This window comes from Capnocytophaga canis, from assembly GCF_043187445.1.
In the GTDB taxonomy this organism is placed as follows: domain Bacteria; phylum Bacteroidota; class Bacteroidia; order Flavobacteriales; family Flavobacteriaceae; genus Capnocytophaga; species Capnocytophaga canis.
The window spans coordinates 1,747,415-1,761,390 of the sequence record NZ_CP171121.1 but is presented as its reverse complement, the minus strand read 5'-3'; the positions used below and the strand labels follow the sequence as shown (position 1 = coordinate 1,761,390).

The following is a 13,976-nucleotide window of genomic DNA, read 5'->3' as shown; positions in this document are numbered from 1 at the left end:
AGCAACTACTATTCTTTGACAATCTCTACTCTAATCCGATACTTTTTTCCATCTATTTTAAAATAAGCAGCCTCATCAATATTATTGGTCGTCAAAGCTCTAATTTTTTTTATCAAATCTAGAGGATAAATCTTTTCATTCAAAGAAATTTCTCTAATCAATTCTAAATCAGATCTTTTATGTTCTGTACCTTCATCATTATTTTGTTTAATTCTATTAGGTTTTAATGCTATAAGCTCAGGTAGTGCTTCTTTAAAAGTTAAAAACTCCAAATCCAAGACTTTTTTGTATAAAGTATTAGCTGTATCCTCCTTACCTATTTCTATTTCTTTTTGATGAATAATATCTCCCTTATCAAGATCTTTGGACATAAAATGTAGAGTAGCCCCATATTTCGTATTCTCATAAATAGCCCAAGAAGGCGTATGCCACCCTCTATTAAATGGTAAATAAGCAGGATGAAGATTTAAAAACCCTATTTTAGGCATATTAATTAATGATTCGTCTATAATAAAAGGATAATGTATACCAAAAATATAATCTACCTCATAATTTTTAATTGTATCATAAAAACTAGAAGTCTTTAAATTTTTATTGGTAAATATATTTTTACTATCCAATCCTGAAATTCTTACAAGTTCTTCATTATGTGTTGCTGTATCATTACTATTTATCATTAAAAAACTAGGCTTATATTCTAAATTAATTAGCAACTGTAAGATATCAGCTGCTATCTGCCTATCACCTGCGAATCCGTATCTCATATATCAAATATTTCTAAAAAATTTTTAGGAAAAGGTATATTATCTTCAAAAGGTTCAAACACAAACTCTTCTTCTATACTAAGTATCTTTTTTTCTTTATTTTGGAATTGAATGAACCAATTTTCCAAATGAAATTGGTAATTAATAATTTCGCCTAACTCATTATCAGTCAAATCGTACTGAAGTAATTGATTCAAACTATGATATACAATTTCATTTGCATTATATATATGCTTGGCATTATAATATGTTTTCCCCCTCAAGTAAATAGAATATGCTTTTGTACTTCTAATAAAATTATTCCGTAAAATATTTATGACACTGTTTTTGTCCATTTTTTCAATCATTTCCTTTAAATTCTTCTGATGTGGCTTGTCCCTGTTCATTGATGCCCTCAGATTTGAGAACTTTAAGAACTGTAAGCCATAATATTTTAAAATCTAATGCGAAACTGATATGATCCACATACCAAACATCGTATTCAAATTTTTTCTCCCAACTGATACTGTTTCTTCCATTGACCTGTGCCCAACCCGTAATTCCTGGTTTTACCTCATTTCTTCTGCGCTGAAAATCATTGTACAATGCCAAATAAGACGGTAGGAGTGGTCTTGGCCCTATCAAACTCATATCGCCTTTGATGACATTCAGTAGTTGCGGAATTTCATCTAAAGAGGTCTTGCGTACAAAGCTACCAACTTTTGTTAATCGATCCGCATCGGGAAGCAAATTTCCGTGTTCATCTTTTTTATCATTCATCGTTTTGAACTTGATGATTTTGAAAATCTTCCCATCTTTCCCGGGTCTCAGCTGAAAGAAAAATGGCTTTCCTTGATTGGCAAAAAACAAGCCTATCGTAACTATAATAAACACAGGACTCAACAGTAAAAATCCAATGAGTGCCAAAATGAAATCCAAAAAGGGTTTTATGAAAGTTTTATACATTTCTCCCTGCTATTAAAAAGTTATACTCCTCTAAAAGAGCCTTCCAAACTGCTTCTTGTTGGTACCTTTCCACAATCATTCTACGACTGTTTTGTTGCAACGAATGATACAATGATTTATCCTCTCTCATTTTCTTCATTGCTAGTTTCAGTTCTTCTACAGATTTGGAAGGGATAATGCATCCATTTTCTCCTTCCGCTATAATTTCATTACAACCATTGATATCGGAAACAATACTTGGCAATCCCATCGCCCCTGCTTGCATCACCACATTAGGGAACCCTTCGCGGTAACTTGGGAAAGCTAAGCAATCCGAAATAGCAAAATACGGACGCACATCCTTTTGAAAACCAACCGCTATGATATTTTTATTCCTCTCTATTTCCTGAATAGTCTTAGTTTGAAGGGGATCTAAATCCTTTTCCTCTCCTCCTACCAAGAGAAGCTTGGTATCAGGTAATCTGAGTTCTGAAAAAGCGGTTATGAGTTCATTAATTCCCTTGTCACATACCAATCTACCCACAAAAATAAAAACAAAATCATCAGGTTGTATATTCAATGTCTTTTTTAACTCTTGTTTTTCTTGGTCAGAAATGCTCTCAGGAGAGAAGTACTCAGTATTTATTCCGTTGGAAGAACCATTGGCAATTACTTTCAGCTTGTTTTTGGTGGTAAAATTATTTTCTAAAATAATATGGTATAAGCCTTTAGAATTTGGATAAACCTTTGTAGCACAGGAATAGGTGATTTTTTCTACAAAATTGAGTATTTTTCTTTTATTTCCTTTGGCTTCCATCAATGGCAATCCGGCTACGGTATGCAAACGATGAGGAACCCCTGCTAACTTTGCTGCCAACATTCCTATAGTACCTGCCTTAGGGGTATGTGTATGAACAATTTCGGGTTTTTCTTTTCTTAAAAAATTCCACATTTTCCAAAGCGACTTCAAATCTTGTAAAGGAGTGATTTGCCTCGACATTTCAATAGCCACGGTACGAATGCCCTCATCTTCTGAAACCTCACCTAATTCTTTTCCAAAAGAAGACACTCCCACCACTTCAAATCCGTTATCAGACATGAAACGATGCTGTCCTTTCAGTAAGGTCTTCAAAGAAATAGGGACGGTGGTTATACGGAAGAGTTTAATTCGATTCATCAGCTATATTTATTACAAATCATATATATTTTTATACCATTTTTGAAAACAATAGAAGGTCCATACTCGAAATGAATTATCTTCTTTACTCTGCACATGATTGAGCACTATTCTTTTTATCTCTGTAACATTAAAAATATTTTGTTTTTCAAGAAATCCATCTTCTATATAACTAAGTAGCTCATCTTTCAGACCTTGTTTCAGCCAATCCCCCACAGGTACACCGAATCCTTGCTTTGATTTTTCTAAAAATCCTTCAGGAAATTGGTCTTCAAAAGCCTTTTTCAAAATTCTTTTTTTATCATTTCCTTTGAGAAGAAAGTGATCTGGCAATGAATGTGTATAATTCCAAAGAGCATGAGTCAATAAAGGAGCACGACACTCCAATGAAGCAAGCATGCTAGTCCTATCCACTTTAACAATCATATCTCCTTCAAGACTGAGCATTTTGTCCACCTGTCTAAAATCAGACAATGATTGTGGTTTAGGAAGCTGACTCTTGTAATATTTCAAAGGATTTTCCGTAAAATAAGATGATAACATATATCTATCTAACTCATGTTCTGGAAAACCTAATTTAATGATATTATAAAAAAATTCACCATCATAATTAATAGATTGTAATGCTTTTCTTATTTTAAATTTCAAGCCTCTATGATCTTCCCTTTGTTTAGTAAAAACATTCGAAATATTTACAATGCCATTATGAAAAAACTGAGGTACAATGGAAGTGTACTTATGGTTAATCGCTCCTATTCGATATTTGTTATATCCTCCGAAAACCTCATCACCTCCATCTCCTGTGAGTGCCACTTTTACAAAGTCACTTGTTTTTTTGGCTACCATATAGCTTGGCAAAGCTGAAGAATCTGCAAAAGGCTGATCAAAATTCAATAAAATAGCATCTAAATGTTGTGTTAAATCCTTCTGAGAAATAACAAATTCATTATGTTCGCTTCCTATCAACTGAGCTACCATTCTAGATTTTTCAGTTTCGTCAAAAGATTTTTTATCAAAACCTATTGAAAAAGTATTGATTTTCTGGTCAGTATTTTGTGCCAAACATAAATTGACAATAGAAGAATCTACCCCTCCTGAAAGGAATGTACCCAAAGGCACATCAGAAACGCTCATGGCTAATACACTCTCAGTAACCAAATCCTTGACTTTCTTTTTTGCGGAATAAAAGTCTATATTTTGTTTTTGAACTTTATCTGTATGAATAGGTTCTATATAATAAGTATCTGCTTTTAAATCATAGATCAGCAAGCTATTGGCTTCTAATTTCTTTACCCCCTCATATATTGTAAAAGGTGCTGGAATATAAGTCAACTGAAAATAAAGATTCAGTCCTATTTTATCAATTTTTGGTTTTTGAGACAAAGTTGAAATAGTTTCTTTCAACTCTAATGACCAAACGAATCCATTTTGTGTTTGAGTATAATATAATGACTTATTTCCAAAGAAATCTCTAGCGATAAATACTTTATCATTATTTTTATCATATAGAGCAATAGCAAACATACCATCAAGCATTTTAAAGCACTGATTTCCATATTCTTGATATAAATAAAGTATTAATTCTGTATCAGATTTATTTTTAAAACGGTAACCTTGGTTTTCTAATTTTTTTCTGAGTGAAGAATAATTATAAATTCTCCCATCAAAAGTAAGAACTTTAGACTGCTCTTCTAGATGAACAGGATATGTATGTTTTTCTTTTTCCTCTACGAAAATTCTATGCTCGTCATGTTTTGGATGAATAATTTTCAAATTCATCTCTTCCGAATGCTGTTTAGACAACAAATCTGCTTTTTTATATATTAATCCCTTGATTCCGCTCATAATAAAAATTTATTTAAAATTTATCCCCTCATAAATTATCCAAAAAACATTACCATACCAAAATGTGGGTGATAGTATCATCAATGATAGCATACCATTTGTAAAAGCTATTGAAAATGAAAATGGAATTAAAGATAGTATTATTAATTTTTGTATTTTCTTCTTTTTATAGACAGCATACAATTTGGCCATAAAAATGAAAAAGAACACATGTGCCATATTCATAAATCTTCCTCCTGAGGGGAAAGAAGTAGCAATAAAAGCAAATGAATAAAAATACAATACAAAAGCAAAGAATCTTGTATATTCTATTTTATTTATCCCTTGCATTCTTTTTACTAAATTGTTCATGAATACAATAACAACAAAAACATAGATTTTTATCAAAATATTAAAATACTTTCGAACACTTAAAAAAGTAGAATTTTCAGCTCTCAACTCTAGCATAGCAGTAGTTTCTGAATCATTCAAATAATCTATTCTATTTCCTATTGCCCCTGAAAGGATACTGAATTGACTTAAAAAACTAAGATTGATAGAACTTGCTTCCAATCCCCAAGAAACTACAAAAGCTAGTATGAATCCATAGAAAAGTAACTGGGACACACGACTATTATCATAAAAGTATCTTTCTGTCAATAAATAGAGAAGCAATACAGGTAATAGTAACAACAGCCCATAATGAAATAAAGGAACTATGGCTACTCCAAACAACCAAACTTTTTTCCTTTGTATAAACACCTGATAAATAGCATAAATTACGAAAATAGCTCCTGTCCAAAATTTAAATCCATTGATATTTGAAATCGAGATATATGTAAAAAAGCAGATTGCCAACACTAAGCTAAATAAATCATTTTGCGGACCTTTCTGCACAACAAAGATTTTCAATATCAGATAACTAAAAATTCCATATACGGAACCTGCCAAGGCATACATAACCTTGGGATTACTGGAGAAAATAGAGGTTATATAAAAGACAATTAATTGATATACATCTTTTAATTCCCCATTTTTATATAATTGTTGTATCCTATCAAGGTTTAGCGTGTTATCAAATTCACTAAATGCTATCGCATAACGATACGAATCCGCTGACTCATTAGTAAAAGAAATTGCATATCCAAATAACGCAGCAAAGGCAACATACACCACAGCACTACTCCTACTTCGCACATTAAATAGCGAAGTAATAAATCCTGCTAATGGTAATACAATAAACAGAGGGATACTTATATTGGATAGCCTTTTAAACATCTATGTAAATAATAATTCTATTTTTTTTATTTGGTTCTCCCAAGCAAAAATACTTTTTCTGTTTTGATAAATTGCGTCAAAATCTTTATTCTTAGCATCTGCTATCAACTTTTTAAACTCAAGATATGCACTTGATAGTTCAAAATCCAATGTATTAAAATTATATCCTAGTTGATTACTTTGAATAATTTGTGTAGATTCCGAAATACTTGGTGCAAAATTAACAATCGGCTTCTTTGTTGCAATATACTCAAATAGTTTAATAGGCACTGTCTGATAATGAGCTTTAATATTACCTACTATTAGCCAAAGAAAAGTTGATTCCTTCATATATTTCAGTACTTGGTTTTTAGGAATAAGTCCTAAAAATTCTATACACTGAAAAGATAAAAACTTTGTCATCTGCTGTTTCATTGGGTCATCAATATTTCCTGCTATTTGAATCACCACTTCATCAGGTTTCAAATCATTTAGCTCAAAAGCTCGATCTAACAGTTGCAAAAGAGGTAAAGGAGAACGGATACCATTATAAAAAGTACCTGCATAAAAAAATGTTATTTTACCACTTTTAATAGAGCTTAAATCTGAAACAGTATCTAAATCAAACCCATTATAAACACTGTGCATTTTATTTCTAAATTTAGGATAGGCCTGTTGGTAAGCATTTTTCATCGTTTGTGTAACGAATGAAAGAGTAGATGCTTCTTTGACAATGGACCTTTCCAAAATTTTATGCAGTAAAGGTTTCAAACCTAATTTTTCCTCCCAATGATTGGTGTAATAAAAATCACGAAAATCCGCAAGCCATTGTATATGGTTATTCTTGCGTTTTATATATCGTGCTATTTTATGATTTGTTGTATCTGGTGATGTTGAAATTACAATATCAGTTTTTTCTATCAGTTGATTATGTTTCTTCAAAAAAGATTTTACATTGGGATACCAAAATATTCCCTTATCTGGAAATATTAATCGTTGAGCCAATGAAAATAAATTTTTTTTCACTTTCCCTTTCTTTTCACCTGATTTTACCCTTAGTCCATCAGTATTACTTCCTATAAAACTTTTTATTCTAATAACCTCTACTCCATCTAAACTAGGATCGAACTCTTTGTTTACTCCCAAGGGTGTACTTGGATTTTCACATGTGAGTACTATAACATTGTATTTTGTTTTATCCAAATACTTGGCTATCGCATGAGGTCTTTGAGCTCCTGCATCATTTAGCGGAGGATAGCAATACGATATGATTAATATATTTGTTTTCATGGTATCAGTTTAGATAAATATTCAAAAAAAGAATCAGCCTTACGGCTTTCCATTTCCATATTTTTATCTATTTTCTCTTTGATAGTTTCATAATTTTTAATAGTATATTCAATTTGAGCAAAAACTCTATCTTGTTCTTCCCTTGAGTATTGGGTATTGTCTACCCAATAGTCTAGCAAATCTAAATCTATAAGAAGCTGTCTTATTTTCGATAGATACTCATAATCAAAATTCGTATTATCAAACGAAAACGTAGGCACATTGCTTTTCAATGCCAACAATGTCCCATGGAAAAAATTCGTGAAATTCATATAAAAATGACTATACACTTGATACCACTCATAAGGAGACAAATCAAAAAGAGACTTATTGGTTGAAAAATAGTGTTTATTTTTTGAGTAATTTCTCCTGTGTACATCCAAAAATTCATATTCTTTTCTACCCAACATTTTTATTATCGCTGGAATATAATCACTATTACTAAGCATTATTCCAATAATCTTTTTATCTGTACTGATTCCTCTTCTCTTGAGAATAACTTCAGCCTCTGCTTTTGAAGGTTTATCTAACAGAACCGTTGGATCACAATTCATATTAATTTTCAGAGATGAATTCAAAGATTGCACAAAATTCTTCGTTTCATCATCTCGTACACCAATATACGAGAAACTATTTAAACAATCTGCTATATACTCTTTATGGTCACTAGGGACATTTTTCACATCCAAACTATACGCAGAGGCTGCATAACTCATTTTTACACAATCAAGCTTTTCTCCAAATAACCAATAGGGATTCTCAAGTCCCAATCCCTTCGAATACGCCCAAACTGCATCACTACCAACTATTACAATATCATACCGCTTTTGAATATATTCTCTAACTTTCTCGTAGTTATTGGTGATAAGCGTATCAGGAGACAGAGGTAATAAATTTAAAGCATTTTGAAACTGTCTATACTTTTTCATATACTTTCCACCGTATACAATGAGCTTGTTCAAGCTATTTTTCTTATATGAATGGTGTTTTGACTCTAATTCAAAGTCAATAATTTCAACAATATCTCCAAATCTCCTCTGAATCTGTTGTGACAAAGCATAGGCCTGCATAAATGCCCCATTATTTATACTCCTGTGAAATGTTAATATTCCTATTTTCATTCTAATAGTATTTTGTATATTCCTTAAATTTAAATCGACTTGACGTAGCTATTGACAATTCTTCACTTATTTCACCAACGCCAATCAAAACAATCGGCACTTCGTCATCTTTAATATCGCATATATTTTTCAATACCTTTAATTTTTGAGATGAAAACCCCATATTCAAAGGGGTAGTTCCCAACCCTAATGAATGAAGTGCAAATATCAAGTTCATAGCATACATTCCTCCATTGACATAAGGTTGATGGTATTCCCCTCCAAAAAAGCTCGAGTATTTGGATGTTACCATTATTACACACGTAATATCTTCCTTAAATTGACGAGCTCCGGTTTGAAAATCTAAAATTTGATTAATTTTTTCTTTATCAATAAACACATGATTTCCCCAAGGTTGTCTGTTGCAAGCAGAGGGTGTATATTGTGCTATTTCCAATGCTTTATTAACTAATGCTATGTCTATTTGATTTCCTGTAAAATTTCGAATGCTATGTCTATTCCTTACAAAATTGTAATAATCTATCTTTCCGTAAAGATGTATTTTATCTCTTGATGTTTTAAAGTATCCCCCTATAAGATGATCCAAATGTTTAGTATCGGAATCTAACACCTGCTTCATTTTCATATAAGCATCAAGTATATCTTGATCTTCTACGTTTTTAGATTTATTATACTCAAGATAAGCTTCTACAATTGACAAATAAAAAAGCACCAATTCTTTATCATTAAAATTCTTATAATAACATTCTAAATCCCTCATAACCATAAGAATTTTCGATTTACCATAGCCTAATTTAATGTTTTTAAGAGATAATCCTTTCTCTATTGAATGAGCATTCATGACAATTCTTGCCTTCAATTTATCTTGATTTTGATATAAATCGCCGGATGTTCCAAAGTGTTTTATGATTCGTGAATATTCACTAAACAACTCTCTAATCATAAATAACCTTATCCCCACATACAATCTTAGTTTTCTATATAGTTTTTTCATCCTTATAAATCTTTTTCTAAATATTTACTTCTCATTTTTTCGAATTTGTTTTTGGGAATGTATCCGTAGTATTCAAAAGGATAAACCCAAGGGGTAAATTTTTCCTTATCTAAATACTTAATTACCCGTGCAGGATTCCCTGCAATAACACAGTGTCCCTCAGGAAAACTTTTTGTTACCACTGCTCCTGCCCCAACAATCGTGTTAATCCCTAATTCGACTCCTGCCATTATTGTAGCATTCATTCCTATCCAACAATAATCACCAATTCGTATAGTTTTATTATTATATATATCTCTATTATACAAATCATGATTTGAGCTTAATATACCTACATTAGGAGCAAATCTGACATAATCGCCTATATAAACTTTACCTGCCCCTTGAATATAAGAACCTGGTCTTCCTACTTTAGAATTTATCCCCACAAAAATCCTACGAGGATGTGCCACTAAACAAGTTTTATCTTTTGGCCAATATCTCCTTGTAAGTCCCAATCTAAATTTGAGATATTCAAAATAGGATGCTGGCAAAATCCTCGACTTTAGGAAACCAACATAACCACCTAAGAACGGAATTATGATGGAAATAAAGGGCAATACAAAATCAAATCCTTTCGAATAGAATATTTTTTTTAGTATTTTTCTCATAATCATCTTTTTAAAATCATTTTAAACATTGAAATATAATCTATTTTTATCCATTTAGAAACTATAAGAAATATAACCATATATATCCCTAAACTTATGGATAATACTTCTAAATTACTTAACGATAAAACAACAACAAGTAAGTAGTACAAAATGAATAAAATAGGTAAGGACACGAAAATAATTGAAGTCATTAATTTTAAAGAAAGTAAATCTATTATAGATGTTTTAAAGAAATTTGCTACAAATCTAAATTGAAGAAATACAACCATAAAACTCCCCAAAACTGAAATCACAGGAATTGTATAATAGTTGTGAAAGATATTTACAAATAAAAATTCAGTAATAATTGTAAAAATAGCCCCATAAGCAATTGAACGTGCATAATATTTTGTTGCTCCCAAAGCTAACAATAAAGGTGCGAAAGCTATCAAATTAAATAGATTGATTAAAAGTCTCAATCTAAAAAACATTCCAGAACTTGAGTATTGCTCACCGTACAAAAAAACCATGATAGCCTCTGAAAAGACAATACTATAAATAAGTAATGGATAAACCAACTTCACTGTTTTCTCGAAAGTACTCTTCCAAATAGGTTTGATTTCTACATAAGCGGCTTCGTTTTCATTAATTATTTTGGAAAAAACAGGTAATAACACAACGGAAGTAGCTCCTACAATCATACTCACAAAAGGAAGATCTATCCAACCATTCGAAAATTCCGCAAAAACTTCTTTTCCAAAATAACTACTTATAAAAAACTGATCTGCAGAATTCATCAATATAGCCCAAAGACTGGCATAAAGTAAAGGTAATGAAAATTGAAAAATCTTTTTATATGTAACATCACTTTTCAATGTAATTTCATTACGTACAGGCAGGTTCTTTAAATATAATGCAACCAAGCATATCAACAAAGATGAAAATGCAAATCCAAAAATAGCAGCTTTATAAGTTCCTTCAAAAAAGACCACTGGAATAGATACACAAGCCAATTGAAAAAAAGAACTTAATCCTTTATAAATTGCTATATACTTAGATTTTTTGAATGTAGCTAATATCCCATCTACTCCCATTGTAGGCAACATTAACAATGGAACTATGGAAAAAAGTTTGATTGCATAATCTAAATCCGGATTTTTTAAGAATGAGGAAATAACTCCAGAACCAAAATACAATACCAATGAAAACAATAATCCTAATAAAAAAAATAAATATGTAATTTTCCTTATGACGTCTTTAACTTCTGATAATGGAATCCTTGGCAAAAAATAAGAATAAGCACGAGGTAGCCCTAATGTAAATACAACAAGTAAAGTATTATATACATACATCACCTGCCTATAAGTACCATAATCTCCTTTAGAAAAATAGCGACTTAGAATAATCGAAGTTAAAAGTATGAAACCATATGAGATAACACTTCCCAATGCAACCCAAAATGCCTGTACAGTATTACCGGTATTTAATCTACTATTATTCATATCCTGGATTTATCATTATTTTTTACAAATCCTTTATTATCTCTACAATCCTTTCAGCTGTTTTTCCATCCCATAATTCGGGAATACTACCTTTTTTCCAATTTCCCGAAAATAGTTTTTCGAATGCTGGCTTTATAGCATTCGGATCTGTACCTATAAGTTCATTGGTTCCAATGGTTATAGTTTCAGGTCTTTCGGTATTATCGCGTAAAGTAATACAAGGTACCCCCATTACAGTAGTTTCTTCTGTAATACCTCCCGAATCAGTTACTACAGCTTTTGAATTTTTCACCAAATAATTAAATTCCAAATATCCCAACGGATCAATGATATGTAAGTTATCTGCTTTAATCCCCAATTCCATAAAAATCTTTGCTGTTCGTGGGTGAATCGGAAAAATGACTGGCAGATTTCTAACATTATTTACAATCTCTCCCATTGTACTCTTTAACTTCTCAGCTGAGTCTACATTAGCTGGGCGGTGCATCGTTAAAACTATATATTCTTTTTCTACCAATGCCAAAGCATCAAAAATTTTTGGCTTCTCGAATTTTGGAAGATTAGTAAGCAAAGTATCAATCATCACATTACCCACAAAGAAAATTTGTTCTTCTTTTACACCTGATTTTATCAAATTTTCATTAGCAACTTTCGATGTAGTAAAGAAATAATCTGTCAATGAATCGGTTACAATTCGGTTAATTTCTTCTGGCATCATCATATCTCCACTACGGATACCTGCCTCAATATGTGCTACGCGTGTGTTTAACTTTTTAGCAACAATACTACAAGCCATGGTAGAAGTTACATCTCCCACCACAACTACCAAATCCACAGGGTTTTCAATTAATTCTTTCTCAAAAGCTACCATAATAGCAGCCGTTTGCTCCGCCTGTGTACCCCCTCCACAACCTAAGTTTGCATTTGGGGATGGTATATTCAGTTCCTTGAAAAAAGTTTCACTCATCGCATGATCGTAATGTTGTCCCGTATGTACCAAACGATAGTGAATGTTTTTTCCCTCTGATTGTGCTTTATGTATCGCATGGATTACAGGAGCTATTTTCATAAAATTAGGTCTCGCTCCTGCTATTAATGTAATTTTCATAGACTATTTTTTATATTACAACCTTCCATCTACCGCCTCTAAAATTCCCTTTACATCATACACCACGGCATTTTCTTTGGTCAAAGAATGAATATCCAACTCTTTAAATTCTTTATGAGCCACACCAAGAACTACGGCATCAAACTTTGTAGAAGATAGTTTCTGGGTGCTTTCCACACCATATTCGTGTTGTACTTCTTCTGGATTTGCCCATGGGTCAAAAATAGTTACTTTTACGCCAAAATCTTCCAAAGCAGCAATCACATCCACAATTTTCGTATTGCGAACATCAGGACAGTTTTCTTTAAAGGTAATTCCTAACATCAATACTTCTGCTCCATTCACATTGATGTTCTTTTTAATCATTGCCTTTACCACTTGCTCTGCTACATATTTGCCCATCGAATCGTTCAATCTTCTTCCTGCCAAAATAATCTCAGGATGATAACCGTATTCTTGCGCTTTTTGAGCCAAGTAGAATGGGTCAACACCGATGCAATGTCCGCCCACTAAACCTGGTTTGAATGGTAAGAAATTCCACTTCGTACCTGCAGCTGCCAACACGGCATGGGTATCGATATCCATCAAATTGAAAATCTTTGCCAACTCATTAACGAAAGCAATGTTAATGTCTCGTTGTGAATTTTCAATTACTTTTGCCGCCTCAGCCACTTTTATAGTCGGAGCCAAATGCGTACCTGCTGTAATCACTGATTGGTAAATATCATCTACGATTTTTCCTATTTCTGGTGTAGAACCCGAGGTTACTTTTAAAATTTTCTCTACCGTGTGTTCCTTGTCTCCTGGATTAATACGCTCTGGGGAATAACCTGCAAAGAAATCTACATTGTACTTCATTCCTGAAGTTTTCTCTACCACAGGGATACAATCTTCCTCCGTAGCCCCTGGGTAAACTGTTGATTCATAGACTACAATATCTCCTTTTTTCAGCACTTTTCCCACCGTTTCACTGGCTTTTACTAAAGGCGTAAGCACAGGACGATTGTTTTTATCCACTGGCGTAGGAACGGTAACGATGTAAATATTCGCGTCCTCAATATCTTTTAAATCTGCCGAACATAAGAGTCCATTATTTCCTGTTTTTAAAGGATTCTCTTTCACTAAAGCGGATTGTAATAACTCATCAGAAACCTCCAAAGTATCATCGTGTCCTCCGTTAAGTTTTTCTACTCGTTCTTTATTAATATCAAATCCTACTACGGGATATTTTGTAGCAAAAAGTCTGGCCAATGGCAGCCCTACATATCCCAATCCGATAACAGCGATTTTAGGATTCGTGGTTAGTGATTGGAGATTAGTGATTGGAGTATTCGTATTGTTCAT

The 13,976-nt window shown here is 32.3% G+C and carries 13 protein-coding genes; all 13 read right to left on the bottom strand.

Features of this window, described 5'->3' with window-relative positions; translation table 11 throughout:
• Positions 1–8: 8 nt before the first annotated feature.
• Genes ACF3OB_RS07490 through ACF3OB_RS07430 form a run of 13 tightly spaced genes read right to left on the bottom strand, consistent with a single transcriptional unit; the run spans position 9 to position 13,976 of the window.
• Positions 9–764, bottom strand: a complete 756-nt coding sequence (locus ACF3OB_RS07490) for a formyltransferase family protein (RefSeq protein WP_392447300.1) — start codon at positions 762–764, stop codon at positions 9–11.
• Positions 761–1,099, bottom strand: a complete 339-nt coding sequence (locus ACF3OB_RS07485) for a hypothetical protein (RefSeq protein ID WP_172914437.1) — start codon at positions 1,097–1,099, stop codon at positions 761–763. The genes ACF3OB_RS07490 and ACF3OB_RS07485 overlap by 4 nt, the downstream gene beginning before the upstream one ends.
• Positions 1,100–1,103: 4 nt before the next feature.
• The gene (locus ACF3OB_RS07480; RefSeq protein ID WP_002664151.1) at positions 1,104–1,709 is read right to left on the bottom strand and encodes a sugar transferase; all 606 of its coding nucleotides are present in this window, start codon (positions 1,707–1,709) and stop codon (positions 1,104–1,106) included.
• Positions 1,702–2,865: a glycosyltransferase family 4 protein gene (locus tag ACF3OB_RS07475; protein ID WP_392447296.1), complete on the bottom strand. Its 1,164-nt coding sequence runs from the start codon at positions 2,863–2,865 to the stop codon at positions 1,702–1,704. Before ACF3OB_RS07475 ends, ACF3OB_RS07480 begins: the two co-directional genes overlap by 8 nt.
• Positions 2,866–2,877: 12 nt before the next feature.
• Positions 2,878–4,710, bottom strand: a complete 1,833-nt coding sequence (gene asnB, locus ACF3OB_RS07470; protein WP_392447294.1) for an asparagine synthase (glutamine-hydrolyzing) — start codon at positions 4,708–4,710, stop codon at positions 2,878–2,880.
• A gap of 9 nt (positions 4,711–4,719) precedes the next feature.
• Positions 4,720–5,967, bottom strand: a complete 1,248-nt coding sequence (locus tag ACF3OB_RS07465) for a hypothetical protein (RefSeq protein ID WP_392447292.1) — start codon at positions 5,965–5,967, stop codon at positions 4,720–4,722.
• Positions 5,968–7,236: a hypothetical protein gene (locus tag ACF3OB_RS07460; protein ID WP_392447291.1), complete on the bottom strand. Its 1,269-nt coding sequence runs from the start codon at positions 7,234–7,236 to the stop codon at positions 5,968–5,970.
• Positions 7,233–8,396 carry a polysaccharide pyruvyl transferase family protein gene (locus tag ACF3OB_RS07455; protein ID WP_392447289.1) on the bottom strand — a complete coding sequence of 388 codons (1,164 nt, stop codon included), beginning with the start codon at positions 8,394–8,396 and terminating at the stop codon, positions 7,233–7,235. Before ACF3OB_RS07455 ends, ACF3OB_RS07460 begins: the two co-directional genes overlap by 4 nt.
• Position 8,397: 1 nt before the next feature.
• Positions 8,398–9,357, bottom strand: coding sequence for a nitroreductase family protein (locus ACF3OB_RS07450; RefSeq protein WP_392447287.1), 960 nt, complete (start codon positions 9,355–9,357; stop codon positions 8,398–8,400).
• 35 nt (positions 9,358–9,392) lie between these two features.
• A complete protein-coding gene (locus ACF3OB_RS07445; protein WP_392447285.1) occupies positions 9,393–10,040 on the bottom strand; it encodes an acyltransferase in 648 nt (215 codons plus the stop codon).
• Positions 10,041–10,042: 2 nt separating this feature from the next.
• On the bottom strand, positions 10,043–11,524 hold the full coding sequence (locus ACF3OB_RS07440) for an oligosaccharide flippase family protein (protein ID WP_392447283.1): 1,482 nt from the start codon (positions 11,522–11,524) through the stop codon (positions 10,043–10,045).
• A 22-nt stretch (positions 11,525–11,546) separates the two neighbouring features.
• Entirely contained in the window at positions 11,547–12,632 is a 1,086-nt protein-coding gene (wecB, locus tag ACF3OB_RS07435) for a non-hydrolyzing UDP-N-acetylglucosamine 2-epimerase (protein WP_392447281.1), read from the bottom strand.
• Positions 12,633–12,647: 15 nt separating this feature from the next.
• Entirely contained in the window at positions 12,648–13,976 is a 1,329-nt protein-coding gene (locus tag ACF3OB_RS07430) for a nucleotide sugar dehydrogenase (protein WP_095893574.1), read from the bottom strand.